Source organism: Pseudomonas svalbardensis (genome assembly GCF_030053115.1).
Classification (GTDB): domain Bacteria; phylum Pseudomonadota; class Gammaproteobacteria; order Pseudomonadales; family Pseudomonadaceae; genus Aquipseudomonas; species Aquipseudomonas svalbardensis.
This window is the reverse complement of record NZ_CP125619.1, coordinates 4242278-4269010: the sequence shown is the minus strand read 5'-3', so window position 1 is coordinate 4269010 and position 26733 is coordinate 4242278. Positions and strand designations below refer to the sequence as shown.

30 protein-coding genes are annotated in these 26733 nt (G+C 59.2%); 14 read left to right on the top strand and 16 right to left on the bottom strand.

Translation table 11 applies throughout. From position 1 onward, the window contains the following. Position 1: 1 nt before the first annotated feature. From QFX16_RS19770 to QFX16_RS19760, 3 genes are all read right to left on the bottom strand, one after another. Positions 2 to 718, bottom strand: coding sequence for an anti-sigma factor (locus QFX16_RS19770; protein WP_283181011.1), 717 nt, complete (start codon positions 716 to 718; stop codon positions 2 to 4). Further along, entirely contained in the window at positions 715 to 1236 is a 522-nt protein-coding gene (locus QFX16_RS19765; RefSeq protein ID WP_283181010.1) for a sigma-70 family RNA polymerase sigma factor, read from the bottom strand. The genes QFX16_RS19770 and QFX16_RS19765 overlap by 4 nt, the downstream gene beginning before the upstream one ends. A gap of 97 nt (positions 1237 to 1333) precedes the next feature. Beyond that, on the bottom strand, positions 1334 to 1855 hold the full coding sequence (locus QFX16_RS19760; RefSeq protein WP_283181009.1) for a DUF3455 domain-containing protein: 522 nt from the start codon (positions 1853 to 1855) through the stop codon (positions 1334 to 1336). 156 nt (positions 1856 to 2011) lie between these two features. On the opposite strand from QFX16_RS19760, the gene QFX16_RS19755 reads away from it, so the two are divergent. Beyond that, positions 2012 to 2635, top strand: a complete 624-nt coding sequence (locus QFX16_RS19755; RefSeq protein ID WP_283181008.1) for a glutathione S-transferase — start codon at positions 2012 to 2014, stop codon at positions 2633 to 2635. A gap of 1 nt (position 2636) precedes the next feature. On the opposite strand, the gene QFX16_RS19750 is transcribed toward QFX16_RS19755, so the two are convergent. Next, the gene (locus QFX16_RS19750; protein WP_111452421.1) at positions 2637 to 3077 is read right to left on the bottom strand and encodes a CBS domain-containing protein; all 441 of its coding nucleotides are present in this window, start codon (positions 3075 to 3077) and stop codon (positions 2637 to 2639) included. Between the two features lie 343 nt (positions 3078 to 3420). On the opposite strand from QFX16_RS19750, the gene QFX16_RS19745 reads away from it, so the two are divergent. Continuing rightward, complete coding sequence (locus tag QFX16_RS19745) at positions 3421 to 5781, top strand: DNA polymerase II (RefSeq protein ID WP_283184605.1); 2361 nt, start codon at positions 3421 to 3423, stop codon at positions 5779 to 5781. Here QFX16_RS19745 and QFX16_RS19740 read toward each other — a convergent pair. Together QFX16_RS19740 and QFX16_RS19735 are read right to left on the bottom strand one after the other, a co-directional pair. Then, the gene (locus tag QFX16_RS19740) at positions 5746 to 6216 is read right to left on the bottom strand and encodes a DUF1810 domain-containing protein (RefSeq protein ID WP_283181007.1); all 471 of its coding nucleotides are present in this window, start codon (positions 6214 to 6216) and stop codon (positions 5746 to 5748) included. The genes QFX16_RS19745 and QFX16_RS19740 overlap by 36 nt on opposite strands. A gap of 29 nt (positions 6217 to 6245) precedes the next feature. Further along, positions 6246 to 7067, bottom strand: a complete 822-nt coding sequence (locus tag QFX16_RS19735) for an aldo/keto reductase (RefSeq protein ID WP_283181006.1) — start codon at positions 7065 to 7067, stop codon at positions 6246 to 6248. A 261-nt stretch (positions 7068 to 7328) separates the two neighbouring features. Between QFX16_RS19735 and QFX16_RS19730 the strand changes: the two genes are divergently transcribed. Next, a complete protein-coding gene (locus QFX16_RS19730) occupies positions 7329 to 8078 on the top strand; it encodes a hypothetical protein (protein ID WP_283181005.1) in 750 nt (249 codons plus the stop codon). A gap of 102 nt (positions 8079 to 8180) precedes the next feature. Next, positions 8181 to 8966 carry a sulfite exporter TauE/SafE family protein gene (locus tag QFX16_RS19725; RefSeq protein ID WP_283181004.1) on the top strand — a complete coding sequence of 262 codons (786 nt, stop codon included), beginning with the start codon at positions 8181 to 8183 and terminating at the stop codon, positions 8964 to 8966. Positions 8967 to 9008: 42 nt separating this feature from the next. On the opposite strand, the gene QFX16_RS19720 is transcribed toward QFX16_RS19725, so the two are convergent. Further along, the gene (locus QFX16_RS19720) at positions 9009 to 9377 is read right to left on the bottom strand and encodes a VOC family protein (protein ID WP_283181003.1); all 369 of its coding nucleotides are present in this window, start codon (positions 9375 to 9377) and stop codon (positions 9009 to 9011) included. A 179-nt stretch (positions 9378 to 9556) separates the two neighbouring features. Here QFX16_RS19720 and QFX16_RS19715 point away from each other — a divergent pair, with 179 nt between their 5' ends. Together QFX16_RS19715 and QFX16_RS19710 are read left to right on the top strand one after the other, a co-directional pair. Next, entirely contained in the window at positions 9557 to 10129 is a 573-nt protein-coding gene (locus tag QFX16_RS19715) for a DUF4174 domain-containing protein (protein ID WP_149631875.1), read from the top strand. 307 nt (positions 10130 to 10436) lie between these two features. Next, the gene (locus QFX16_RS19710; protein ID WP_283181002.1) at positions 10437 to 10805 is read left to right on the top strand and encodes a DUF6124 family protein; all 369 of its coding nucleotides are present in this window, start codon (positions 10437 to 10439) and stop codon (positions 10803 to 10805) included. 80 nt (positions 10806 to 10885) lie between these two features. On the opposite strand, the gene ampC is transcribed toward QFX16_RS19710, so the two are convergent. Continuing rightward, on the bottom strand, positions 10886 to 12028 hold the full coding sequence (ampC, locus tag QFX16_RS19705; RefSeq protein WP_283181001.1) for a class C beta-lactamase: 1143 nt from the start codon (positions 12026 to 12028) through the stop codon (positions 10886 to 10888). A 160-nt stretch (positions 12029 to 12188) separates the two neighbouring features. Here ampC and QFX16_RS19700 point away from each other — a divergent pair, with 160 nt between their 5' ends. Further along, positions 12189 to 13109: a LysR family transcriptional regulator gene (locus tag QFX16_RS19700; protein WP_283181000.1), complete on the top strand. Its 921-nt coding sequence runs from the start codon at positions 12189 to 12191 to the stop codon at positions 13107 to 13109. 66 nt (positions 13110 to 13175) lie between these two features. Here the strand turns inward: QFX16_RS19700 and gudD are convergent, their stop codons facing one another. Together gudD and QFX16_RS19690 are read right to left on the bottom strand one after the other, a co-directional pair. Beyond that, complete coding sequence (gene gudD / locus QFX16_RS19695; protein ID WP_283180999.1) at positions 13176 to 14519, bottom strand: glucarate dehydratase; 1344 nt, start codon at positions 14517 to 14519, stop codon at positions 13176 to 13178. Positions 14520 to 14543: 24 nt separating this feature from the next. Further along, on the bottom strand, positions 14544 to 15890 hold the full coding sequence (locus QFX16_RS19690; RefSeq protein ID WP_283180998.1) for an MFS transporter: 1347 nt from the start codon (positions 15888 to 15890) through the stop codon (positions 14544 to 14546). A 281-nt stretch (positions 15891 to 16171) separates the two neighbouring features. Here QFX16_RS19690 and QFX16_RS19685 point away from each other — a divergent pair, with 281 nt between their 5' ends. Further along, positions 16172 to 16885 (top strand): FadR/GntR family transcriptional regulator, encoded by a 714-nt coding sequence (locus QFX16_RS19685; RefSeq protein ID WP_283180997.1) that lies wholly within the window; start codon positions 16172 to 16174, stop codon positions 16883 to 16885. A gap of 92 nt (positions 16886 to 16977) precedes the next feature. Beyond that, positions 16978 to 17208 (top strand): hypothetical protein, encoded by a 231-nt coding sequence (locus QFX16_RS19680; RefSeq protein ID WP_283180996.1) that lies wholly within the window; start codon positions 16978 to 16980, stop codon positions 17206 to 17208. A 127-nt stretch (positions 17209 to 17335) separates the two neighbouring features. Here the strand turns inward: QFX16_RS19680 and QFX16_RS19675 are convergent, their stop codons facing one another. After that, the gene (locus QFX16_RS19675; protein ID WP_283180995.1) at positions 17336 to 18247 is read right to left on the bottom strand and encodes a DMT family transporter; all 912 of its coding nucleotides are present in this window, start codon (positions 18245 to 18247) and stop codon (positions 17336 to 17338) included. 96 nt (positions 18248 to 18343) lie between these two features. Between QFX16_RS19675 and QFX16_RS19670 the strand changes: the two genes are divergently transcribed. Continuing rightward, the gene (locus QFX16_RS19670; RefSeq protein WP_283180994.1) at positions 18344 to 19207 is read left to right on the top strand and encodes a LysR substrate-binding domain-containing protein; all 864 of its coding nucleotides are present in this window, start codon (positions 18344 to 18346) and stop codon (positions 19205 to 19207) included. Positions 19208 to 19330: 123 nt separating this feature from the next. On the opposite strand, the gene trhP is transcribed toward QFX16_RS19670, so the two are convergent. Continuing rightward, positions 19331 to 20656, bottom strand: coding sequence for a prephenate-dependent tRNA uridine(34) hydroxylase TrhP (gene trhP / locus QFX16_RS19665; protein WP_283180993.1), 1326 nt, complete (start codon positions 20654 to 20656; stop codon positions 19331 to 19333). A gap of 163 nt (positions 20657 to 20819) precedes the next feature. Between trhP and QFX16_RS19660 the strand changes: the two genes are divergently transcribed. Further along, complete coding sequence (locus QFX16_RS19660; RefSeq protein ID WP_283180992.1) at positions 20820 to 21881, top strand: AI-2E family transporter; 1062 nt, start codon at positions 20820 to 20822, stop codon at positions 21879 to 21881. Here QFX16_RS19660 and QFX16_RS19655 read toward each other — a convergent pair. From QFX16_RS19655 to QFX16_RS19645, 3 genes are all read right to left on the bottom strand, one after another. Beyond that, positions 21878 to 22060, bottom strand: a complete 183-nt coding sequence (locus tag QFX16_RS19655; protein WP_095128871.1) for a hypothetical protein — start codon at positions 22058 to 22060, stop codon at positions 21878 to 21880. The genes QFX16_RS19660 and QFX16_RS19655 overlap by 4 nt on opposite strands. Positions 22061 to 22160: 100 nt before the next feature. Next, entirely contained in the window at positions 22161 to 22355 is a 195-nt protein-coding gene (locus QFX16_RS19650; protein ID WP_003179723.1) for a hypothetical protein, read from the bottom strand. 235 nt (positions 22356 to 22590) lie between these two features. After that, entirely contained in the window at positions 22591 to 22971 is a 381-nt protein-coding gene (locus QFX16_RS19645) for a hypothetical protein (RefSeq protein WP_283180991.1), read from the bottom strand. A gap of 245 nt (positions 22972 to 23216) precedes the next feature. On the opposite strand from QFX16_RS19645, the gene QFX16_RS19640 reads away from it, so the two are divergent. Both QFX16_RS19640 and QFX16_RS19635 read left to right on the top strand, forming a co-directional pair. Continuing rightward, positions 23217 to 24068 carry a shikimate 5-dehydrogenase gene (locus QFX16_RS19640; protein ID WP_283180990.1) on the top strand — a complete coding sequence of 284 codons (852 nt, stop codon included), beginning with the start codon at positions 23217 to 23219 and terminating at the stop codon, positions 24066 to 24068. 12 nt (positions 24069 to 24080) lie between these two features. After that, positions 24081 to 24599, top strand: a complete 519-nt coding sequence (locus tag QFX16_RS19635) for a cupin domain-containing protein (RefSeq protein WP_283180989.1) — start codon at positions 24081 to 24083, stop codon at positions 24597 to 24599. 169 nt (positions 24600 to 24768) lie between these two features. Here QFX16_RS19635 and QFX16_RS19630 read toward each other — a convergent pair whose 3' ends face one another. Further along, positions 24769 to 25416 (bottom strand): YceH family protein, encoded by a 648-nt coding sequence (locus QFX16_RS19630; protein WP_283180988.1) that lies wholly within the window; start codon positions 25414 to 25416, stop codon positions 24769 to 24771. 310 nt (positions 25417 to 25726) lie between these two features. On the opposite strand from QFX16_RS19630, the gene QFX16_RS19625 reads away from it, so the two are divergent. Then, positions 25727 to 26704: an NAD-dependent epimerase gene (locus QFX16_RS19625; protein WP_283180987.1), complete on the top strand. Its 978-nt coding sequence runs from the start codon at positions 25727 to 25729 to the stop codon at positions 26702 to 26704. Positions 26705 to 26733: the final 29 nt, after the last annotated feature.

Here is a 26733-nt window from a genome sequence, read left to right as displayed (position 1 = left end):
GTCAGATCACTTTCACCGCTCGGCCGATGAACTGAATCGGCCCCGTAGGTTTGCCGGTCGGCGATCCATTGGGGTTTTCCAATGTCAGCTCGAACAGCTGGTCGGGTTGCAGTGGCGGCAAGTTGTCCAGCGGCACCGAGAGCATCTGTCCCGGTTTGACCAAGCCCAGGGACACCGGTCCTTGCCAGCCTTCAGCCTTGGTCCAGAACTCCAGTGCCTTGTCGGCCGGAACTTCCGCCACGCCCAGTGGGATCAACTGGATTTCCCTTGGATTGCTGGCCTGAATCACCCAACCAGGCGCTTTGTCCTGAGGGGCGACCAGTACCACCAGATAGGTCGGTTGGACCGTGGTTTGCGTCAACATCAAGGCGCCGAGCAGCAAGGTCGCCGCCAGCCCCGCCCCCGCGAGCCCACGCCAAAGCGGCAGCAGGTTCCACCAGGATGACGACGCAGCCGCCGCTGCCGGTTGCCGGTTCAAGGCATGCACGCTGCGCTCGATGCGCTGCCACAGGTGGGGTGATGGTGTCCGGGGTTCGGCGAGATCGGTCAGGCCGAGCAAGCGGCGTTCCCAGGTGTCGACCGCCGTGCGCAGTTCGACATCGTCGCGCAGGCGCTGTTGCACCTCGGCACGCTGTTGCGCCGGGAGCGTGCCCAGCACATATTCGCTGGCCAGCTCGTTGAGTTCTTCCAAAGTTTCATTCGCAGGTCTGGTGGTCATCCCATGCACTCCCGCAATGCCGTCAGGCTCCGTTTGATCCAGGCTTTGACGGTGCCCAGCGGGGTGCCGAGTTTGAGTGATATTTCAGCGTGGGAATAACCGTCGACGTAGGCGTGCAGAATGCAGCTGCGCCGCGCAGGTTCCAGTTGTTCCAGGCACAGATGAATCCGGGATGAGTGCGCCTGAGCCTCGAAGGTTTCAGTGTTGTCCTGCACGTCGATCTCGCCGTGGACCTCGCGACGGTTGTCACGGATGAAGTTGAGCGCCAGATGCCGTGTCACGCTAAACATCCAGCCTCGCGCCGAACCCCGCGCCGGGTCGAAATGCGCGGCGCCGGCCCAGATCTTGAGGAATGCATCGTGGACAATGTCCTCGGCCAGCGCAGTGTCACGCACCAGGCGTTTGGCAACTCCCAGCAGGCGCGGACTCTCCTGCACATACAAATCCCGCAGGGCCTGACGCTCGCCGCGCGCGCAGGCGGCCAGATGGGCTTCGTAATCAAAAAGGGGTTGGGGCAAGGACACAGTGCTCAGCCGTCAAAGTGGGCAATAGCCCCGGACCAGAGGGCCGGGGCATGTGCAGAGCAGCGTAGACCAATTTCCCGCAGGACTGGTGTTAGTTGGCCGCCCAGAAAATATAGTCCGCCTGATACTTCACCACTTCCTGCTTGCCCTTGTTGGCGGCCGTACACTCGGCGCTTGGGGCCACGCCACCCTTGAGGGCTACGCGCTGGATGTAACTCACGTCGCTCATCGCGCCTTTGCCCTCGGCCGGGTTGGCCTTGACCAATTGGTAGGGGAGATTGCCCGGGCTCGACGGTGCGACGGCCAGTTGAGTGCCGGTGACTTTCGAGCCATCTTTCGCCTGCCAGGTAGCGGGCGGGCCGAAGTAGGTGCCGACCTGTTTGCCGCTGCGATCATTGAGCACCGCTTTGGGCCCGACAAAAACCCATTCGGTCTGGCCGGCTGCATTGGCCTTGTCACGGCATTCGTAGGTGATCTCGCCGACCCCGGTGGTTTCCATGGTGACCTTGTGTCCGTCCGGCACCTTGATGCTGTCGGGCAAACCGGTCTGGGCGTAGGCTGCAGGTATGGCAGTGAGTAAACCGGCAAGGCAAATCAGGTGTTTGGCGTTCATGAATTTCTCTCCGAAAATGAGTAACCCGCTCTGCAGCATCAAGGGCTGCTACAGGTACTACCCATCGGAAAGCGATTTGGATGCAGCAGGTAAAAAAAATTTTCTAACATCGCCAGATGTCAGCTGCTACAAAGAGACAATCGCAAGGAGGTGTTTATGTACCAACTCTACGGACACAAGAACTCCGGCGCAGCCGCGATAGAAGCGGCACTGGAGCTTTGCGAAATTCCTTACCGCTTCATCGACGTTGAATCCTCTCCCGAGGCGACCCACGCGCTGGAGAAACTCAATCCGCTCAAGCAGATCCCGACACTGCAATTGCCCGATGGCAGCGTTCTCACCGAGAGCGCGGCGATTCTGATTCACCTGGGGCTCACGTTCCCCAAATCAAACCTGTTGCCGAAAAACACCGCCGCGCGGGATCAGGCCATTCGCGGCCTGGTGTACATCGTCAGCAATTGCTATTCGGCGATTGGCATCATCGATTACCCCGAGCGCTGGTTGGCCGAGGCGGATGAATCGTCCAGGCAAAACCTCATGGCCGGCGCCCGCGCGCGACTGCACAGGAGTTGGGAGGTGTTTGCCGATCAGTTTTCGGGCGATTTGTATCTGGGCGATGAGACGCCGGGAGCCTTGGATGTGCTGGCGGCGGTGGTTTCCAGATGGGCGGGCAGCCGGGAGTATTTACGCAGTGCAAGGCCTGGGTTTTTCGCGTGGCTTACGCGCATCGACCGGCACCCGACATTGGCACCGGTCTTCGCGCGGCATTGGCCGGACTGATCTATTCGCCGCGGATGTACTGCTCCAACTGGCGAATCAGCTCAGCCTGTTCGGCGATGGCCTCCTTGACCAGGTCGCCGATCGACAGCAAGCCGATCAATGTGCCGTTTTCCACCACTGGCAAGTGGCGCAGGCGTTTGTCGGACATGATGCCCATGCAGGTTTCGACGGTTTGATGGGTGTCCACGGTGATCACCGGCGACACCATGATGTCTTCGACCGGTGTACCGACGGAGGAGCGGCCCTTGAGCACGAGTTTGCGTGCATAGTCACGCTCGCTGATGATGCCGACGACCTCGCCATTCCTCAAGACCGGCAAGGCACCGACGTTTTTGGCGGCCATGACCATCAGCGCTTCCAGCACCATTTGATGCGGTGCAATGGTGTGGACTTCATGATTCTGTTCAGCCTTTAACTTCAGCAGTTGGGCGACGGTTTTCATGGCAGTTTCTCAGGTGTTGTCGTTGTCCTTGAAGAATCGTAGACACGGGCGCTGAGGGCAAGGGAGAAAGCGGCAGATAAAGCGCAAAAAACGTCATTCAGCGGTTTTTCTTCGGTAAACCTGAAATTTTTCACAGTTATTCATTGATCCATGGGCTGACTCAATCCATGTGGGAGCGAGCCTGCTCGCGAAGACGGTGGGTCAGTCAATATAGGTGTCGACTGATACGCCGCCTTCGCGAGCAGGCTCGCTCCCACACGGATTGCATCCACCTCGCAGAGAGGGCTATCGCCTTCGATGACGCGTAGAATTGCGCCTTGAATCAAATCTTGAGGTTGCAGTGGTGGATTTACAGCGGGGCTTCGTCCTGACCCGGCATTGGCGCGATACCCCGGCCGGTACGGAAGTCGAGTTCTGGCTGGCGACCGACACCGGTCCCCAGCGGATCCGCCTGCCTCATCAACCGTCGGTGGCGTTCATCCCCGCAGCCCAGCGTGAGCAGGCCGAAGCGCTGCTGCGCGGCGAAAAGAACGTCGAGCTGCGGCCGTTGGCGTTGCTGGATTTCGAGCACCGCCCGGTACTCGGTCTGTATTGCCAGCAGCACGGTCAGTTGATACGCCTGGAAACCGCGCTGCGCAAGGCCGGCGTCGACATGTTCGAAGCCGATGTGCGCCCGCCGGAACGCTACATGATGGAGCGTTTCATCACCGCGCCGGTCCGGTTCAGTGGCACGCCGAACGCCGAGGGCCTGCTGCTCGATGCGCAAATGAAACCCGACCCCGACTATCGCCCGAGCCTCAGGCTGGTCTCCCTGGACATCGAAACCACCGCTCAGGGCGAGCTGTATTCCATCGCCCTGGAAGGCTGCGGCGAGCGCCAGGTCTACATGCTCGGCCCGCCCAATGGCGACGACAGCGAGGTGGATTTCCAGCTCGAATACTGCGATTCCCGAACCCTGCTACTGAAAAAACTCAACGAATGGTTCGCCCGCCATGACCCCGACGCGATCATCGGCTGGAACGTGGTGCAATTCGACCTGCGCGTACTCCACGAACACGCCCGGCGCCTGGCGGTGCCGCTGAAACTGGGGCGTGGCGGCGAAGAAATGCAGTGGCGCGAGCACGGTAGCCGCAACCATTACTTCGCCTCGGCCGCCGGCCGACTGATCATCGACGGCATCGAATCCCTGCGCTCGGCAACCTGGAGTTTCCCCTCGTTCAGCCTGGAAAACGTCGCGCAAACCCTGCTTGGCGAGGGCAAGTCGATCGACAATCCGTACCAGCGCATGGATGAAATCAACCGCATGTTCGCCGAGGACAAACCGGCCCTGGCCAAGTACAACCTCAAGGACTGCGAGCTGGTGACGCGGATTTTCGCCAAGACCGAACTGCTGACCTTTCTGCTGGAACGGGCCAGCGTCACCGGTTTGCCGGCGGATCGCAGCGGCGGCTCGGTGGCGGCGTTCACGCACCTTTACATGCCGCTGATGCACCGCCAGGGTTTCATTGCGCCGAACCTTGGGAGCAAGCCTGCGCAGGCCAGCCCCGGCGGTTTTGTCATGGACTCGCAACCGGGGCTGTACGAATCGGTGCTGGTACTCGACTACAAAAGCCTCTATCCATCGATCATCCGGACCTTCCTGATCGACCCGGTGGGCTTGATCGAGGGGCTTAAACATCCCGATGACAGCGAGTCGGTGCCAGGCTTTCGCGGTGCGCGTTTTTCCAGAACCCGGCATTGCCTGCCCGCCATCGTCGCCCGAGTCGCCGAAGGTCGCGAAACCGCCAAGCGCGAACACAACGCACCGCTGTCCCAGGCCCTGAAAATCATCATGAACGCCTTTTACGGCGTGCTCGGATCCAGCGGTTGCCGTTTCTTCGACACACGCCTGGCGTCGTCCATCACGCTGCGCGGCCACGAAATCATGCTGCGTACGCGACAGCTGATCGAAGCCCAGGGCCACACGGTGATTTACGGCGACACCGACTCGACCTTCGTCTGGCTGCGCCGTGCGCATGGTCAACAAGAAGCCGCACAGATTGGCCGCGCGCTGGTGGATCACGTCAACCAGTGGTGGCGCGAGCATGTGCAGCAGCAATACGGTCTGGAAAGTGCCCTGGAGTTGCAGTTCGAAACCCACTACAAGCGCTTTCTGATGCCGACCATTCGTGGCGCCGAGGAGGGCAGCAAGAAGCGCTATGCAGGGCTTGTGACCCGCGCCGATGGCACCGACGAAATGGTCTACAAAGGCCTGGAAACCGTGCGCACCGACTGGTCGCCGCTGGCCCGGCAATTCCAGCAGGAGTTGTACCTGCGCATTTTCAATCGCAAACCCTATCAGGATTATGTGCGCGACTACGTGCGCAAGACGTTGGCGGGGGAGTTCGACGATCGCCTGATCTACCGCAAGCGCCTGCGCCGCACCCTCGATGACTATCAGCGCAACGTGCCGCCCCACGTGCGTGCCGCGCGGATTGCCGATGATTACAACGACCAGCAAGGCCGTCCGCGGCAGTACCAGAACGGTGGCTGGATCAGTTACGTGATCACCGTCGCCGGGCCCGAGCCGCTGGAAATACGCAGCGCGCCCATCGACTACGACCACTACGTCACCCGGCAACTGCAACCGGTGGCGGACGCCATTCTGCCCTTCGTGGACGACGACTTTTCAACCTTGATTGGTGGGCAGTTGGGCCTGTTTTGAGTCCAGCAGCAACAACGTCCAGTCATCCAGGATGCCGTGAAAATACTGGTCAAGTGCTCGATGAAAGTCGCTGTTAGCGCCAGCAACCTGGGCGAACAGCGTCATGGAAGAGTGAAACTTGAGATCGTCGGGATGGCCGAATATGCCGGCACTCGAGCTTTTTTCGATGTTCAGCACCATTTGCGTGCAGGTGCGCAACCGTGAGCCCAGCAGTGGATGATTGAGGTACGCCGCCGCTTCCTCTTTGGAACGAATGGCAAAGTGGCGGGACATCTCGCTGCCGCCCAACCCTGCGAATTGCGGAAAGATGAACCACATCCAGTGACTGCGCTTGTGGCCGGCGTTCAGCTCGGCCTGGACCCGTTTGAACACCGGGTCCTGTGCCTGGATAAAGCGTTGCAGATTAAAGGAATCGTCCTGATCAGTGCTTCTCATGCCGAAGCCCTCTGACAGACTGCGATGGCTCAGACCATGGCCAACCGCTGTTTGCGTTGTGGCGCGCGAAACGCCTGGTCCAGCGCCTCCAGATCCCCAGCCTCCAGTTGCAATTGCGCGGCTTGCGCGTTGAGTTGCACGTGCTCCGGTCGGACCGCTTTGGGGATGGCGATCACACCTTCCTTACGCAGCATCCATGCCAGCGCTACCTGGGCCGGCGTCACACAGTGACGGGCGGCTATTTGCTTGAGCGTTGTATGGTTCAGCATAGGCCCACCCTGACCGATCGGACAGTAGGCCATGACCGGCATTTGATGCTGGCGGCTCCAGGGCAACAGATCAAACTCGACGCCGCGTTCTTCCAGGTTGTAGAGCACCTGATTGGTGGCACAGGCCGGTGAGGCCAGTTCCTCCAGGTCGTCGACATCAAAATTGGAGACGCCCCAGCGACCGATCTTGCCTTCTTCGCGCAGGCGTTCGAAAGCTTCGACTGTTTCTTCGAGGGGGTATTGGCCGCGCCAGTGCAGCAGGTACAGATCGATGTAATCGGTATCCAGCCGCCGCAGACTGCGTTCGCACGCCAAGGGGATGCCTTTGCGGCTGGCGTTGTGCGGGTAAACCTTGCTGACCAGAAACACGTCGTCACGTCTGCCGGCGATGGCCTCACCGACCACTTCCTCAGCGCCGCCCTCGCCGTACATTTCAGCGGTGTCGATGAGGGTCATGCCCAACTCGATGCCCAGGCGCAATGCCGCCACTTCCTGGGTGTGCCGGGAACGATCTTCTCCCATGCGCCAGGTGCCTTGGCCGATGACCGGTACGTTGACGCCGGCCAGTTTTAGGGTCCGCATTCAAACCTCCTTTCTGAACTTCGATCGATACTTCAATGGGCAGCAGAATAGCTGAAGGGTTCCATCGCCCAATCTTTTGATATTTTGCTTGCCGGTGACCGGCGTGTAATTGCTGGCGTGCAGGGTGGCGAGCTGTATCAGCACATCGCCGCTACCGGCGCCGCGACCGTCGGCACTGCACTTTTCAACGATTCACGGCTCTATCCTTGGCCAGCCTGCGGCGAATCCCCACTGCCGGCCCATGCCCAAGTTCAATAACCCATGGCTCGAGTTTTACCCCTCACCACCCCGCCAATCCGTCGCCGTTGCCTGCTGTTGGCCTGCTTGTCGATGCTCGCAACCTCCGGGTGCAGCCAGCAGCAGGGCAGCGACATCGTCAGTCAGTTCCGCGAAGGCAAACCCCAGGAATTCCTCCAGACCAGCGTCGACCGCATGGCGACCCTGGCGATGCGTGACAACCTCGACAGCCTCTACCTGCTGATGAGCAAGCTTTACCTGCGCAACCCGGATGAGTTGAAAAAATCAGGTTTCCTCGACGCCCGCACCGCTGGCAAACAAGTGCGCATGGCCATCGAACAGCAACAGCCGCTGCCGACCCTGGGTGGCAAAAAAGACCTGGCAGCGCTGAGTTATGCCATGAGCCCGGAGTTTCTCGGCGACCGCGTCGGTGCCTTCATCTATGCCATCGGCAGCATGCTCGTCACCGCCCACGGCAATCGGCTCGAGTTCTACATGACGGATGCGATCAACCCGACGTTCGTCAGCAACGCAGCCCGCAATATCGAGAAAGCCACCTGGATACTCAGCCAGCGGCAAAGCAAGAACGGCGAGCCTTTGCTGTTCTCCAACGAAATTTCGGAGGAGGGCAGCAACCTGAGTTTTGCCGTGGAGTTCGGCAAGATCGTCGCGCGGCTGGATCTGCTGACGCAGATGCTGGACGAGCGCTACCGACGGATCGGCTTGAATTACGCGCAGAGTTTGCTGTTTTTGAATTTCTTGCCGGTGCAGTAAGTAAGGAAGTGCATAAAGATAGATCGCATCGATATAAGTGGTTATAAGAAAAATCGCTATGCTGCGGGCCAGATTTTTCATGCGTTTTTTGTGGGCGTGTTAATGGAATTCGGTAATTTCGGTTTAGTCGTGGCAGGTCTGGTGGTCGGCTTTATTGTCGGAATGACTGGGGTAGGTGGCGGTTCCTTGATGACTCCCATTCTGTTGTGGTTCGGCGTCAATCCGGCCACCGCAGTGGGGACGGATTTGCTGTACGCGGCGATTACCAAGTCCAGTGGCGTGCTGGTTCACCGAAAGAATAAGAACATCGACTGGGCCATTACCGGTTGGCTGACCCTTGGCAGTGTGCCGGCGGTGGCGCTGACGTTGTGGTTCCTGAGCACCTTGCAAACGTCGCCCGATGCGATGAACGCGGTCATCAAACAGGCCTTGGGTTTTGTCCTGTTTGCCACGGCACTGGCGATTTTCTTCAAGAAACGCCTGCTCGATTTCGCCCACAAACGCGCGGGTGGTCATTACAATCCCAGCGGCAACCGCTTGAATGCGCTGACCGTGATCACTGGCCTGGTCCTCGGTACCATGGTTGCCCTGACCTCCATCGGCGCTGGCGCCCTGGGCACCGTCGCGTTGTTCATTCTCTATCCGCTGCTGCCTACCCGCCGCCTGGTGGGCACGGAAATCGCGCACGCTGTACCGCTGACCCTGGTGGCAGGCCTCGGCCATGCGAGCATGGGCAACATGGATTGGCACGTGCTGGGTTACTTGCTGATCGGTTCGCTGCCGGGGATTTACCTGGGGAGCCACCTGACTGGCCGTATCTCCGATGAAGTGCTGCGGCCTTGCCTGGCCACGATGCTGGTGCTGATCGGGTACAAACTGGCCTTTTAATCCGGTAGAGGTTCCAGAAACAAACCAGCTTGGCAGGCGCCCTTAGGACCGAGTCAAAATCTCCAGCAGATGCCCGTCCGGGTCATCGAAATAAACCCGCCGGCCACCGCCGTAATCGTTGATCTCGTTCGGTCGTTGTTTGCCGGGGTCGGCCCACCAGGGTTGCTGTCGGGCTTGCAGGCGGGCGAAGGCCGCATCGAAATCGTCGTCACCGATCAAAAACGCGTAGTGCTGGGAGGCAATCGGCGGGTCATTGTCGTAGAAGTCCAACGACACACCGTTGTCGAACTTGACGATGAGCATCGGGCCGAAGGGTTCGGGGCAGGGCAGACCGAGGATGTCTGCCAGATAGTTGGCTGATGTCTGCTTGTCGCGACACCAGACGATGGTGTGGTCCAACTGAGCGCTCATGCAGAGGTCCTCACCGCGGATCAGGGCTTGGTTATTGAGCTATGAGATTAGCTCAGCCTGTTGCGCAATGACCGCCCTGACCTAAGCTTGGGGCAAGGCGAGACATAATTGCGTGCGTCACCCGGAACGAACGCCGCGATGCGCAATCATTAGAGCGTGGATATCAAAAGGAGATGCGCATGCTCATCAGGTCATTGACCCTGACTACCCTGCTGGCTTTCGCGGGCCCCTTGTTCGCTGCCGATGACGGCTCACCGCTGGATATGGACAAGGGCAGGTCCCGGCCACTGATTGTCATCGCTCCAAGTACGGTCGATCCCACGTGGGTGAGCCTGAAAAAGTCGCTGGATGAGCCGGCAAACCGCAAGGGGTTCACCGAGCGAAACATGGTCCTGTACACCGTGCTCAATTTGATGGGCCAGCGCGAGGGCAAAGACCTGGGGCCGCAAGACACGGCGGCATTGATCCGCTCGCTCAAGTTGGGTGCCGGCGCGAAGAGCAAAGTCATCCTGGTCGGCAAGGACGGCGAGAAGAAGTTTGAGAGTTCGGGGGATGAATCAAAATCGGTCGATTTGAAGAAAATTTTCGATACGATCGACGCCTTGCCAGCGACTGAGAAAGAAGCCGCAGCGCCGACGGTCGCGACGCCTGTTGAAGCGGCTGAACCGGTCAATGGTGCAAAGGGCGCCAAGGGCGCAAAACCAGGCAAACCGGCGAAACCCGCCAAGCCGCCTGAAATGCCGGATGATTAAACGCAGACTTTTGTAGCCGCTGGCGCCAGCTGCTACAACAATGAAAAATGGGCGATCTCAAGAGGTCGCCCATTTTTTTTGCTCGGTAACTGCTACAAAAAAACGGGTGTTTCGGGGTGAGATGTACGGTCTTCTATTGGTCTCGGAAGTTTCCTGCAAGTCCTGTCGGTCTTTATGAACTGGTTTCTGTCAGAGAGCACCGCTAGCCTTCGTCAGCCACCGCAAAATCGCGGTCGTACGTGGGAATCCGCGACACTGAGGGATCCAGGGACGAAAAACACCAATGGCACAAAAAGGAGCCTCGTCTGTGAAAAAGTTCAGCAAGCACCAACCGCAAACCCCAACCGATGCCGATCATCTCGATCCCGCGAAGCTGTGTGAAACCGCAAAAGGTGCAGTCACCCGAAGCCCCAGGCGTACCGCCACGACCCAGCAGATTTTCACTGTTGCTCCTGGCGTCGACACACTAACCCTGCTAAATCAGGCCTGCGAAAACCTTGCCTCCCTGACTGTCCTGATTGCGAATTTTGCCGGAAAACTGGAAGGCTCGAACCGCAAGGTGCTGCTGTCGATTCAGCAATTGGCGGCGGTCACCGAGTTGTTGGTGAATCAGGCACGGGAAAATCTTGATCCGAGAAGCGATGCACCTGACGCTCAGCCGACGACTCGGCATTGAGCTGACGCAGTAACGACAATGGGCGACCTCAAAGGGGTCGCCCATTTTGTTTGCCTGCTGCGAGAAATCGCGTTTCTCGGCTACTTGCTCAGAGCGCTTAGTATCGTATGAGCAATCTTGATCCGCTCAGGGTTCGGATAGTTTTTGTTGGCCAGGATCACGATGCCGATGTCTTTCGACGGCACGTACGCCACGTAAGCACCGAAGCCGCTTGTTGAGCCGGTTTTGTTGATCAATACGTTTTCTGGTTGAGGTTGCGGCGGGGTCAGCCACTGGACTTCGTGAGCTTCCATCGCCATCTGTGTCGAGTTACCCGCCAGCAATGTATCGAGGGTGACCGGGTAGTTGTAGAGCTCCCAACCCAATCCCTGAGTCATCTCGCCCACCTTGTAGTAACCGGTATGCGTCGCGGCGATTGCCCGCTGCATCGGATCTTCAAGGCGGGTCGGTTTCATGTTCGCCTCAACATAACGAATCAGGTCCGCAGCGCTGGTTTTCACGCCATAAGCCTCCGAATCCAGTGCCCCCGGCCCAACTCGTACAGGTTTGTCTTCCTTGTTGTAACCCTGAGCGTAAAGACCCATTTGAGCCTGCGGCACTGTGAGATAGGTGTGCTTGAGTCCGAGTTTCGGAAGCAGGATCTTTTCCATCACATCATCAAACGGTGCGTCCATGCTTTGGGCTGCGAGGTAACCGAACAACCCCAGGCTCGGGTTTGAATACTGCCGATGGGTGCCCGCCGCATAGGTCGGTTTCCACTGCTTGAAATAGCCGAGCATCTTGTCCGGTGCATCGGCATCGTCGGGGAATTGCAGCGGCAGGCCGCCGGCGCTGTAGGTGCCCAGTTGCAGCACGCTGATGTTATCGAACGCGCTGCCACGCAGATCCGGCAGCACGCTGCTGGCCTTGTCCGACAGGGACAGTTTGCCGGTGGCCTGAGCGTAGGCGGCGAGTGTGGCGGTGAAGGTTTTGCTCACCGAGCCGATCTCGAACAGGGTGTCTTCGGTGACGGCTTTGCCGTTTTCCTTCGAGGCCACACCGTAGTTAAAGTAATGCGGTTGGCCGTTGACGGTAATCGCAATCGCGACACCGGGGATCTGCTGTTGCTGCATCACCGGTTCGATGGTGGCCTTCACGATGGCTTCGATGCGGTCGTCAGCAACGCAATGACCGGCGCTGAGGAACAGTGCGAAAGCGCTGTAGTATGCGAGCTTGTTATGCATGATTGAGTCACTTTCTATGAGGTTCAAGGGTATTAGCCGCTACACTCCGAGCGGCTTTTCAGTCCGGGCGGCTGATGGGCGAGCCAAATCTATGCAGTCTTCCGAGGTTCGACAACCGATGATATTTCGGGCGAGCCATTAGAAAAATTTGGGAGTGGACATGATCCGGCCTCAATTACCGCTCAATGCATTACGCGCCTTCGAGGCCTCTGCCCGGCACTTGAGTTTCACCCGGGCGGCCGTTGAGTTGTGTGTCACTCAGGCGGCGGTGAGTCATCAGGTCAAGAGCCTTGAGTCTCAACTTGGGGTGACCCTGTTCAAGCGGCTACCCCGCGGGCTGATGCTGACCAGCGAGGGCGAAACCCTGTTGCCGGTATTGCGGGAGTCCTTCGACCGTATCGCGCACACTCTTGAGCGATTCGAGGGCGGACATTTTCGCGAGGTCTTGACGGTCGGCGCGGTGGGGACATTCGCGGTGGGCTGGTTGTTGCCACGGCTGACGGACTTCCAGACGAAACATCCGTTCATAGATTTGCGCCTGTCGACCCACAACAATCGAGTGGATGTGGCGGCTGAAGGGCTGGATTACGCGATTCGTTTTGGCGCGGGGGCGTGGCATGGCATTGAAGCGGTGAGGTTGATCGAGGCGCCGCTGTCGGTGTTGTGTGTTCCCGAGATTGCCCGGCAACTGAAAACACCGACAGACCTGTTGCAGCAAACGCTGTTGCGTTCTTACCGCGCGGACGAGTGGCCCGAATGGTTCCAGGCCACCGGCTTATCGACCCACACAGCATCGCCCCGAAGCATCATCTTCGACTCATCGCTGGCGATGATGGAGGCAGCGCTGCAAGGGGCGGGGGTGGCCTTGGCGCCGCCGCTGATGTTCGCCCGGCAACTGGCGGCGGGTGCAATCGAGCAACCGTTCGCCATCGGGATCAGCACCGGCAGTTACTGGCTGACCCGCTTGCTGTCCCGCCCCGAAACATCGGCGATGGCCGCGTTCAAGCAATGGTTGCTGCAAGCAGCGCAAGAATCTGTGGGAGCGAGCCTGCTCGCGAAAGCGGTCTATCCGTCACATTGATGCTGGATGTGCCGACGTCTTCGCGAGCAGGCTCGCTCCCACAGGGATTGCGATATCCCAATAGAGTTAGCGCACCAGACACGGCCGCTTGTTATCGAACTTCCAACCCGGAATCAGAAACTGCATCGCCACGCTGTCATCCCGCGCGCCCAATCCCATGCCTTTATACAACTCATGAGCCTTGGCCAGTTGATCCATGTCCAGTTCGACGCCCAACCCAGACTTCTTCGGCACCTGCACACAGCCGCCAACGATTTGCAGCGGCGCTTTGGTCAGGCGCTGACCGTCCTGCCAGATCCAGTGGGTGTCGATGGCGGTGATTTCACCCGGCGCGGCGGCCGCGACGTGGGTGAACATCGCGAGGGAAATATCAAAGTGGTTGTTGGAATGCGAACCCCAGGTCAGGCCCCACTCATGGCACATCTGCGCCACACGGACCGAGCCCTGCATCGTCCAGAAGTGTGGGTCGGCCAGCGGAATGTCCACTGATTGCAACTGGATCGCGTGGCCCATTTCCCGCCAGTCGGTGGCGATCATGTTGGTGGCGGTTTTCAAACCCGTGGCGCGACGGAATTCAGCCATGACTTCCCGGCCCGAATAGCCGTTTTCCGCGCCGCACGGGTCTTCGGCGTAAGCCAGGACGTGATGCTGATCCCGGCACAGGCGAATGGCTTCCTTGAGTGACCACGCGCCATTCGGATCGAGGGTGATGCGCGCATCGGGGAAGCGTTCGGCCAGGGCGGTGACGGCTTCGATTTCTTCATCGCCACTGAGCACGCCGCCCTTGAGTTTGAAGTCCTTGAAACCGTAGCGGGCGTGGGCAGCTTCGGCCAGGCGCACCACCGCCTCGGCAGTCATGGCTTTTTCGTGACGCACGCGGAACCAGTCGTTGTCGGCGTCCGGCTCGCTGCGGTAGGCCAGATCGGTTTCGTTGCGATCGCCAACATAAAACAGGTAGCCGAGCATCTTCACTTCATCGCGCTGCTGACCTTCGCCGAGCAGGGCGGCGACCGGCACGTCCAGGTGCTGACCCAGGAGATCAAGCAACGCAGCTTCAAGGCCGGTGACGGCGTGGATGGTGATGCGCAAATCGAACGTCTGTAACCCGCGACCGCCGGCATCACGATCGGCGAAGGTCTGGCGCACTTGATTGAGGATCTTCTGATACGTGCCGATCGGGCTGCCGACCACTAATGAGCGAGCGTCTTCGAGGGTTTGGCGAATGCGCTCGCCGCCTGGTACTTCACCGATGCCGGTGTGACCGGCGTTGTCCGTGAGGATCACGATGTTGCGTGTAAAAAACGGCCCGTGGGCGCCGCTCAGGTTGAGCAACATGCCGTCGTGGCCGGCCACCGGAACAACCTGCATGCTGGTGATGATCGGGGCTTTGGCGGTTTCTTGTGCGTTCATTTTCATGTCCTTCAAAACAGATGTTCACGCGTGGTTGGGTGCTGGTTTGGCCAGTGCAACGGCAGGTGCGGATTTCGGTTTATTGCGTGCGGCGAAGACGATGATCGCGGCAATGATCGAGGTCGCGGCCAGGCCGTACAGCCCGCCCTGAATCGAGCCGGTGCGTTCTTCCAGCAGACCGAACGTGGTCGGTGCGACGAAGCCGCCGAGGTTGCCCACCGAGTTGATCAGTGCGATTACGCCTGCCGCGATCCGTGCATCCAGATAGGCCTGAGGAATCGGCCAGAACAGCGACGACGCCGATTTGAAACCCAGCGCAGCAAAGCAGATGGCGACGAAAGCGAAGATCGGCCCGCCGGTGGTGGACATGAACATCCCGGCCGCCGCGATCAGCAGGGCAGCGGCGACCCAGGCTTGCTGGTGTTTCCACTTGGCCGACAGCGAAGCGAAGGCGTACATGCCGACGATCGACAGCAACCACGGAATCGAGTTGAACAGCCCGACTTGAATATCGCTCAGGTCACCCATCTTTTTGATGATGCTAGGGAGCCAGAAGGTCGCGGCGTAAATGGTCAATTGGATGAAGAAGTAGATCAGGCAAAACAGGATGATCTGGCGATCCTTGAGCAGTTTGCCCAACGACGGTTTGATCGGCGTCGCGGCTTCGCGGGCCAGTTGTTCGTTGTCGATGGCCTTGACCAGCGCGTCCTGTTCTTCACGGCTTAGCCATTTGGCGTCGTGGGGTTTGGAGTCCAGCCAGAACCAGACGAACACGCACAGCCCGACTGAGAACATCCCTTCAATGAAGTACATCCATTGCCAGCCGTGCATACCGAAACCGCTGATTTGCAGCAGTAACCCGGACAGCGGGCCGGAGATCAGCGAAGCAATCGCCGAACCGCTGAGGAAGATGGCAATCGCCTTGCCGCGTTCAACGCCAGGTAACCAGCGGGTGAAGTAGTAAATCACTCCAGGGAAGAAACCTGCTTCGGCCACGCCCAGCAGGAATCGCAGGATGTAGAAGTGGGTTTCGTTCTGGATGAACGCCATGCAAGCCGCGACCAGGCCCCAGGTCAGCATGATGCGGGTCAGCCAGATTCGCGCGCCGACTTTTTGCAGGAGGATGTTGGAGGGGACTTCAAATAGCGCGTAACCGATGAAGAACAGCCCGGCGCCGAGGCCATAGGCGGCAGCGCCGATGCCCAGGTCGTGTTCCATGTGGGCGCGGACGAAGCCGATGTTCACGCGGTCGATGTAGTTGACGATGAACATGATCACGAACAGCGGCAGAACATGGCGTTTCACTTTCGAGATTGCGGACTTCAGGGCCGAATCGGCGCCATCGTTCATCCCGGATATGGATGTATTCACTGCGTTATCTCCCACTGATTATTTTTATGCGGGGTGCGACTGGGTGTTGCGATGTTGATAGACATCATACAACTACGTTTTTTCATACCGCAAGAGTAGTCGCCCAACAATATGGCGCTTTATGGAGTGTTTATTATTCTTTTGCGCTGATGAATGACCTTTCTGATGGTCTCGAATACCCTGTTTGTTGAGTGTTGTCATACAAGTTGGTCGGCGTTTTCCTGAGATTCCCGTCCAGCGCAGTGCTACGATTCCGTTAGCCCTGCTTTAGGATGATCGCCATGCAAGAAGACCTCGACGCGCCTGCCCGCAAGCGCACCCACAACCTGGCCCATGACCTGGTCGCCAAACTGACCCAGAGCATCTTGCTCGGCCAGATGCTGCCCGGGGACAAGCTGCCGTCCGAGAACACGATTGTTCAGGAGCACGGGGTCAGTCGCACGGTGGTGCGCGAGGCGATCTCGAAGTTGCAGGCGTCCGGGTTGGTGGAAACCCGGCACGGTATTGGCACCTTTGTGATTGAACGAGCGCCGGAGCAGGGGCTTCGGTTGAACGTCGATACCGCGCTGGGGGTGCGCAGCATTCTGGAGTTGCGCATGGGCCTGGAAACCCAGGCCGCCGCACTGGCGGCAACCCGTCGCACGGATCATCAGTTGGCACAGATGCGCGAAGCGCTGGACGACTATCAAAGCCTGCTGGCCAACAACGACAGCTGCGTCGAAGCCGACAAGCGCTTCCACCTGCTGATCGCCGAAGCCACCGGCAACGTGTGCTTCACCGAAATCATGCAGCACCTGGGCAGCGCCATGATCCCGCGCACCCGCGTCAATGCCGCCGAGCGCGGCGCAGTGGACTTGAGCAAGCTCGGGCACTTGGCCAACCTTGAGCACGAGGCGATTCTCAACGCCATCAAACGCCAGGATCCGGATGCGGCGCGGGCGGCCATGTGGCTGCACCTGACCAACAGTCGCGACCGGTTTTCGGCCGATCGCTGACCACCGTTTGTCTACTCGATAGCACCTCATCCGCGGCCCTGCTTCCAACGAGTACGGCCCAGATTTGCTGGACCTCATCAGTGAGGTGCGTCATGGCTAACGATTCGATGTTCCAGGGTGGAACGCCCAATACCGACCCAACCCGACCCATGCCCGGAACCGACAAGCCGACCATGGATCATGACGTGCCACCCGGCATGGACCCTTCGCGGGACCCGGCCGAGGGTGACGCTGATCGACCTGAAGACTGGATGGATCCTGATGCGGCCGAGGACGTTCCTCCGGCAGATGAGCCTACACCGCTGTCCGATGACAGGCGATAAAGAGAAACCCGGCCATTGCGCCTAGTGCCAATCAGTTAAGGATTTGAACACCGCTCCCACAGGTTCTGCGCCATAACTGACTGGCATTGGCCATTGCACCGGTTTTTTTGTGCACGACAGGTCTGGATCAGGCCTCGGTTACTCGAGCTACCACCGGCCTGCGTTCCAGATTCAAGGCCAACACGCTGACCAGCACCACCAGTGCTCCCCCAACGATCATCAACGTCGGTCGCTCGCCCAGCGCAAAAGAGGCAATCGCCATGGCGGTCGGTGGAATCAGATACAGCGTCATCGTCGCGCGGCTCAAATCCACATGAGTGAGCACATAGGCCCAGGCGAGATACGCGAGGGCACTTGGGAAAATGCCCAACCCGATGACCGCAAGCTGCACTTCAACCGGAGCGGTAATGACCTGGCTCACCAGCCCCGGGAGATAAACCAATAGCAGCAGCGTCCCGAACCAAACCGTGTAACACACCAATGTCAGCCCGTCGTAGCGCCGCGAGTGATGCTTCTGCAAGGCAAAGTAGAAACTCCACGAAACCGCCGCCAACACAATCAGCAAACCATGGGTGTCGATGCTCCCCAGTCCGTGATCACCGGCCACCACAATCACCACGCCGATCAACCCCAGAAACACGCAGCCCCAGCGCCACACGCTCACCCGGTCCTTGAGCACGAAGCGCGCCAGCAACGTGCTGAACAACGGCGTTGATTGCGCCAACACACTGGAGGCGCCGGCGCTGACACTTTGCTGGCCGAAATTCAGCGCGACATGGTGCAGGCTCACGGCAAAGAAACCGAGCGCGAACAGCAGCGGCAGGTCACGCCTGTTCGGCAGGTTGATGCCTCGGAACACCGCGACCACCGCCATGAATGCCGACGCCAGCAGAAACCGCAGCAAGGCCAGATGACCAGGCTCATAGGCCTGCAAACCGATATGAATGCCGGTCGGTGAATAACCCCAGCAGCCGACCACAAATGCCATGGCCAGGATGATTTTGACGGGAGAACCGGGAGAGGGCGTGGGAGGCTTCATGATCGGGCACCTATAGGCGGATGCACCCAGTATCAGAAGCCTGACTGTTCTCCACAACTGACTTATAGTGCGTTAACTCTTCACTTTAGGTGATGTATGGAGCTGGCGCAGATACGCATGTTCAAGACCGTTGCCGAGGTCGGCAGCATCGCCCGGGCAGCCGAGTTGTTGCATTGCGTTCCGTCGAATATCACGGCACGGATCAAGTCCCTGGAAGCGGAGCTGGGGGTTGCGCTGTTTCTGCGCGAGGGCCGAGGGCTGCGAATCAGCCCGGCAGGGCAGACCTTTCTGGCTTATGCCTCGAAAATTCTCGCCCTGACGGCTGAAGCCAAGCGCGCGGTGGACCCTTCGGCCGAGCCGTCCGGGCCGTTGCGCATTGGCGCCATCGAGTCGTCGGCGACCGGTCGATTGCCGCGTTTGCTGGCAAAATTCCACAAGCGTTTCCCGGCGGTGGCGCTGGAGCTGACCACCGGCACCTGGAGCCAATTGCTCGACGACACGCTCAATCACCGGCTCGACGGCGCGATCGTCGCAGTGGATGTCGAGCGCTCACACCTCAAGCGCACGCCGATGTACCGCGAGGAGCTGCTGCTGATTGCCTCGACGTCTCTGGGGCCGGTGCGTGACATCGCGGATTTGCAGGACAAGACCGTGTTCATGTGGCCTCAGGGCTGTCCCTACCGGGCGGCGCTGGAGCATTGGTTGCTGCGACAAGGGCAGGCGTTGCCGATCGTCAGCCTGGCCAGTTACGGGGCGATTGTCGGCTGCGTCAGTGCCGGGGCGGGTGTCGCGCTGGTGCCAAAAGGCGTGTTTGATCAGTACGCCAAAGGGGCGGGTTGCGCGGGGTATGAGTTCCCCGAGCTGACGGCGATCGACAACCTGTTTTACTGGCATGAAAACGCCGGGGTTCACCCGGCGCGGGAAGCGTTTGTGGGGATGTTGCGCGAGGAGTTCGCGTAACGGCTTACCTGTGGGAGCGAGCCTGCTCGCGAAAGCGGTTCAACATTCAACAATGATGTTGGCTGAGAGTCCGTCTTCGCGAGCAGGCTCGCTCCCACAAGATTTTGTGTCGCTTGATGATATTCAGCTTACGCTGACATCCCGCATCAACAACCCAAACTGCAAATCCACCGCATCCGGAATCGGCAGGTACACGGTGTGCCCGTCCCCCGGCGCCACCTCGATCGGCTCGCCTTTAACGTTTTGCAGCTCATGCAAGTCGAATTGGAAGTTGCCCTTGGGCGTCATCATTTCCATATGGTCGCCCAGACCAAATCGATTCTTCACCTTGACCTCCGCCATCCGGTCACGCCGTTCACCGGTCAGCTCGCCGACAAACTGCTGACGCTCCGACACCGAACTGCCGTGCTGGTAGTTCTGGTATTCGTCATGCACGTGCCGCCGCAGGAAACCTTCGGTGTAGCCGCGCTGGGCGAGGGATTCCAGATCCGTCATCAGGCTGCGGTCGAACGCGCGACCGGCTACCGCGTCGTCGATCGCCCGGCGGTAAACCTGAGTGGTGCGTGCGCAGTAAAAATGGGATTTGGTCCGGCCCTCGATTTTCAGTGAGTGCACGCCCATCTGCGTCAGGCGCTCGACATGCTGCACCGCGCGCAGGTCCTTGGCGTTCATGATGTAAGTGCCGTGCTCGTCTTCGAAGGCCGGCATTAGTTCGTCGGGCCGATTGGCTTCCTGCAACAGAAACACCTGATCTGTCGGGGCACCGATGCCCAGGGTCGGTTCGGGCTGGAAGGTCTGCACGATTTCGCCGAGCTGATTTTCCGTGGCCTGCTGCGCCGAGTACTTCCAGCGACAGGCATTGGTGCAACTGCCCTGATTGGCGTCGCGCTTGTTCATATAGCCTGACAACAGGCAGCGACCGGAATAGGCCATGCACAAGGCACCGTGGACGAACACCTCCAGCTCCATCGCCGGGACTTGCTCGCGGATTTCGGCGATTTCTTCCAGGGACAGTTCCCGCGACAGGATGATTCGGCTCAAGCCTTGTTGCTGCCAGAACTCGACACTGGCCCAGTTCACCGTGTTGGCCTGTACCGAAAGGTGAATCGGCATCTGCGGATAATGCCGGCGGACCAGCATGATCAGGCCTGGATCGGACATGATCAGCGCATCCGGTGCCATGGCAATCACCGGTTCCAGATCCCTGAGGAAGGTTTTCAGTTTGGCGTTGTGCGGGGCGATGTTCACCACCACATAGAAGCGCTTGCCTTGAGACTGGGCCTCGTGAATGCCGAGGGCCAGATTGGCGTGATCGAATTCGTTATTGCGCACCCGCAGGCTGTAGCGCGGCTGACCGGCGTACACCGCGTCGGCGCCGTAGGCGAAGGCGTATCGCATGTTTTTCAGGGTGCCGGCGGGGGCGAGCAGTTCTGGAGGCAGGAGAGTCATGGCAGAGTCGGTCACAAAAGCCGCCGAGAGTAAGCGGCTTGCCCGTGGGATTCATTGATCTGGATCTATGCTTGATGAACAAACGGATGGCACTCGGGCGAACCGTGGCGGACTAAGCATCAGGGCGCGACATTGTGTCCTTGCGGACTGACATGGATTGGACATGAACGAAGAGACAGTACAAAACAAATCACTGGTGATTTTGCTGGGGCTGGTCACCGCCGCTTTCGTCTGGATTTTGCTGCCGTTTTACGGCGCGGTGTTCTGGGCGGTGATCCTTGGCATCCTCTTCGCGCCCCTGCAGCGTCGACTGCAACTGAGGTTCGGCTGGGAGCGCAACTTGACGTCGCTGCTCACCCTGAGCATCTGCCTGGTGATCGCGATCCTGCCGGTGATCATCCTCAGTATCTTGCTGGTTCAAGAAGGGGCCGCGCTGTACAAGAGCATCGAAAGCGGCGAACTGGACATCGCCGGGTATGTGACGCATTTCAAACACAGCCTGCCGCCGTACTTTCAGCACGTGCTCGATCGGGCCGGGGTTGGCGAGCTGGACGGGTTGCGGGAGAAAATCATCAAGAGTGCAGTGTCGGGCAATGAGTTCATCGCCAACAAAGCCTTCAGTTTTGGTCAGGGTACGTTCGAATTCGTGGTGGGGTTTTTCATCATGCTGTACCTGCTGTTCTTCTTTCTGCGGGACGGCGCCGAACTGGCGCGAAAAGTTCGTGCCGCTGTGCCGCTGCAGGAGCACCAGAAACGTCGCTTGCAACTCAAGTTCAATCGCGTGGTGCGGGCGACAGTGAAGGGCAACCTGCTGGTGGCAATCACGCAAGGCGCGTTGGGCGGTTTGATTTTTTGGTTTCTGGACGTCCCAAGCGCGTTGCTCTGGGCGGTATTGATGGCGTTTCTATCCCTGTTGCCAGCGGTGGGGGCGGGGATCGTCTGGGCACCGGTGGCGGCCATTTTCCTGTTCGCCGGGGCGATCTGGCAGGGCGTGGTGCTGGGGCTGTTCGGGATTTTTGTGATCGGTCTGGTGGATAACGTGCTGCGACCGATCCTGGTGGGCAAGGATACAAAGATGCCGGACTATCTGATCCTCATCTCGACCCTTGGCGGTCTGGCGGTCTTCGGCCTCAATGGCTTTGTGATCGGGCCGCTGATCGCCGCGCTGTTTATGTCGAGCTGGTCAATCTTCATTGAAACCAAGCCGCGGGTGCAGCTGCCTTAAGCGCTGAGTTGGCCTTGGCCGATACGTTGCGACAATGCCTGGGCGGCCGGCAGCGAGGTGAGCGGGCCGCTGATCGGTTCGCCGTCCTGCACCAGGTACCAACAGGCGAGCAATCCCAGCTCTCTGAGCGGTGCGGGAACGGCACTGCCGATAACGGACATGATCTGAACCTGGGACATAAGTACCTCCATCAATCTGTGGAGCTACCTTACGGACCGGACGCTTGAACGGACAATCAACGCTTTCGATAGTCGTCATTGATGCCAGTGAGGCTTCGCTTCAGTCGACCACCAGATCCAGCATATGGACCACTTCCTGCTCGTTGAGCAGGCCTTTTCGCACCAGGTTTTCTGCCAGCAGCGAAAGAAACTTGGCGCTGCGATGGCCTTCCAGGTGCTTGAGTTCGGTCAGTGCGTTGTACACCTTGCTGGAAGTGCACAAGCCGACAATGCGGTGCGGGTTTTGCGTGGGCATGAGGTCGTCCTTGTTTTTATCAACCTGTTGTTTACGGACAGATCCAAGATTGCGGACCCGACATGACATAAATATGACCGTTTTCCCCAGCGCGGGGGAAGGATGGCGAGTCAATCTTGCCAACTTGCCCCGCAAAGACTGTCCCGACAGCGACCTTGGCGAGATTTATCCAGACCTCTGCCGACGGACGGTCACAAAAAAGGCCCCGCTGTTGAGGCGGGGCCTGATGATTCCGTTACCAGCGACCATAGCCGTGGGGAGGGCCGTAGTAACCGCGCGGTGGACCGTAATAACCACGTGGCGGGCCATAGTAAACTGGCGGCGGGCCGTAATAGACCGGTTGCTGCACGTAGACCGGTGCCGGCTGGTAATAAACCGGGGGCGGGCCGTAGTAAACCGGTTGTGGCTGAGCGTAAACCGGTTGCTGTACATAGACCGGCCGGTTGCTGTTGATGATGGCCGAACCGACGATGGCCGAGCCAACGATCGCGCCAAATACCGCCGGCCCTTCCCAACCGTGACCGCCGTGACCGCCGTGACCGCCGCCAGCCTCTGCCTGCCCTGCGATAGCAAGAGCACCGATCAGCAAGGCTACTGTGGGGATTTTACGGATCATGATAGTTCCTCGGTTCTTCGCCCCGGCGCTTGTGTCTGCAATAGACCCAAGGATTGTCGCGGGAATACTTCTAGGACAGCGTTTTTCTCAAAATCAGCACAGCCGTTGGGTAAATGTTGTGTAAGGTCTGTACTGGCTTCTTTACGGTTCAGTGAGGCCGCGTGCAGACACGCCGTTATGATCGATCAGACCCGATGGAATGGCTAATCCCGTCCATCTGAAAGTGCTATTCAAGGAGATTTTTCATGCAGATGAACCCCAACAGAGACACCCAGCTGTGCATGTCGCTTTCCGCACGTCCCGGGAACTTCGGCCTGCGGTTTCACAATCATCTGTATGAGCAACTGGACCTGAATTTTTACTACAAGGCCTTCAGCAGCCAGGATCTGCCAGGCGCCGTTGGCGGTATTCGCGCCTTGGGGATTCGTGGTTGCGGCGTGTCGATGCCGTTCAAGGAGGCCTGCATAGCCCTGGTCGATGAACTGGACGCCTCCGCCGCGGCCATTCAATCGATCAACACCATCGTCAACACTAACGGCCATCTCAAGGCTTACAACACCGACTACATCGCGATCGCCCAGTTGCTTGACACCCACCAGGTGCCGAAGGAATTGACCTTTGCCCTGCGCGGCAGCGGCGGCATGGCCAAGGCTGTGGCCAGTGCCTTGCGCGATGGTGGCTACAAAAATGGCCTGATCGTTGCCCGTAACGAGCGTTCCGGACGTGCGTTGGCCGAATCGCTGGGCTATCGATGGCAAGCGGAGCTGGGCTCGGAGCGGCCGCAGTTGCTGATCAACGTCACACCGATTGGCATGTCCGGCCCCGAGGCCGATCAGCTGGCGTTCGATGTTGAAACCATCGCTGCTGCCGAGACTGTCTTCGATGTAGTGGCAGTCCCCTCGGAAACACCGTTGATTGTGCGCGCTCGTGCTGAAGGCAAGCGAGTGATCACCGGACTGGAGGTGATCGCGATCCAGGCGCTGGAGCAGTTCGTGCTGTACACCGGCGTGCGGCCGACCGATGAGCAGTTTCACAAAGCCGTGGATTTTGCCCGCAGTGGCCTTGGCTATCCTGCTGCCCAGCAAGCGAAACCGTGACTGAGGTGACTCATGCATCCTGCCATTCTTAATCTGGATCAGGCCGAGCTTGAACCGCTGCCCGAAGCGTTTGCCCCGACGGGAGACACCGCCGACCGCTATCAGCAACGGCAGGCGCGCATCGGCCAGCAACTTGGCGCGCAGAAGCTGGGTTATCGCCTGTACGCATTGGAACCAGGGATGCGTGGCAGCCCGTTTCACAGTCATCGGGTCAACGAGGAGATGTTTTACATCGTGGCCGGGGAAGGGGAGATTCGCTTGGGCGCCGAGCGCTTTCCCGTTCGCGCCGGTGATGTCATTGCCTGCCCGCCGGGCGGCCCTGAAACCGCGCACCAGATCATCAACACCAGCAACGCTGAACTGCGGTACCTGGCGGTCAGCACCCAACAATCACCCGAGATTTGCGAGTACCCCGATTCCGGCAAGTACGCGGTGATGGACGACTTCAAGGTCGATGCCGAGGGCAATACCTCGGGCTTCGTCGCCGTCGCCAGACCGGCGGATGGCGTGGATTACTGGGACGGTGAATAACCGCAGCCTGTGTAGCAGCTGCCGAGCCTGCGAGGCTGCGTCCGGCTGCGCAGCAGTCGTAAACCCTATATGTAAGGTTTTCCTGAAACACCGCATCGCTTATTTAACGACTGCTGCGCAGCCGGACGCAGCCTCGCAGGCTCGGCAGCTGCTACACAGGTCGCGTTGTTTATTCGAGGCGGGCCAGACGCTCTTCCAGCGCCGCAATTCGCGCCTCAAGCTCTTCGATCCGCTCAACCGATACGCCCCCACCCGCGCCACGCTCGGTCGGGTTCTGCCGTGCCGCCAGGATCACCTCGATGTCCGCCGGGTCGCCCAAGGCGTGCATGTATCGGTCTTCACGCTGACCGGCCTGGCGCGGAATCAACAGCGCCAGACCGCGAGCGATCAAGCGTTCCAGTTGATGCACCACCTGTTCGGCATCTTCGAAGTCATGCATGCGGCCGCTGCGGGTCAGCAGTTCATTGACTGTTTGCGGGCCGCGCAGGAACAGCAGCCCCGCAAGAATAACCTGAGCCGGCACCAGTTCCAGTGCCTTGTCGACTTTGTGTTCCCAGCGATCCGCACGACTGCCCATCACCAGTTTGGTAAAGCCGCGTCCTTCGAGGGCGCGCAGGCTTTGGCCGACCTGACCCTGGGTGAGGCTCGTCACCGGCTCGCGGCTGGTTTTCTGGTTGCAGGCAATCACCAGCGCATTGAGGGTCAGCGGATAGGTTTCCGGGCTGGTGGCCTGTTTTTCGATCAACGAACCCAGAATGCGGATTTCGGTGCTGTTGAGTCGCGGCTCGTCGAAGGTCGTTTCTTGCTCAGTGCTCATGATTATGCATTCCTTCCCGGGGTCATGATTTTCTCCTGCTGGCATGCACTTTAAATTGACGTGTGCCAATGGCAACTGAATTCGTCGCCGTACTTTGGCAATGGTCACAAAACTTAAATCAACCTGTTACGCCATCTTAACAATCAGACGTGCACCGTATGCATGGCTGCAGAGGACTGCGGTTCATCACGGGTACGGCGAAAACTCCCATCGACGACGTCACCGGCCTTATTAATTGTGCAGTGGAGCAAGGCATGAAGCTGACGTGGGTATCGACCCGCAATAATGCGCTGATTGGCGCGCGCCCGCTATGACCGTACTGGTCACCGGCGCCGCCGGTTTCATCGGGTATCACACGGTCAAGCGCTTGTGTCAGGAAGGTCTTGAGGTGGTCGGTATCGATAATCTCAACGACTACTACAGCGTGGAACTCAAACACGCACGGCTCAAAGAACTGAAGCCCTTGTCGGGTTTTCATTTCCAGATACTGGATATCGTCGACAAACCGGCCTTGATGGCATTGTTCAAGGATCACGGCTTCACAGAGGTTATTCATCTGGCTGCCCAGGCGGGCGTTCGCTACTCGCTGGACAACCCGGACGTTTATGCGCAATCGAACCTGGTGGGTTTTCTGAATGTGCTCGAAACCTGCCGGCACTATCGACCCGAGCATCTGATTTATGCATCGAGCAGCTCAGTGTACGGCACCAACAGCAAAATGCCGTTCAGCGTCGAAGACGCCGTCGATCATCCGATTTCGTTGTATGCCGCCAGTAAGCGTGCCAACGAGCTGATGGCCCACAGCTATTGCCATCTGTATGGACTGAAGGCCAGCGGCCTGCGTTTTTTTACCGTTTACGGACCTTGGGGGCGCCCCGACATGGCGCTGTTCAAATTTACCGAAGCGATCCTTAACGAAAGGCCGATTGACCTCTACAACCAAGGCCAGATGTCGCGCGACTTCACCTACATCGACGACATCGTCGAAAGCATTGCGCGCCTGCGCCCAAGACCGCCGTTATCGGACGGGCCTGGCGATGGCGCCCACCGGATCTTCAACATCGGGCGCGGCACGCCGGTGGCGCTGCTGGATTTCGTCGAGTGTCTGGAGTCGGCACTGGATAGGGAAGCCCGGCGCAACTTCCTGCCGCTGCAGGCTGGCGATGTGGTCAAGACCTGGGCGGATGTGTCGGCATTGGCGCAGTGGGTCAATTTCCGTCCTCAAGTGACGGTCGAAGCCGGCGTAGCGGAATTTGTGAAGTGGTACCGCCACTTTTATCAGAGATGAAACGTTGGCCCTTGATCATAAAAATCCAG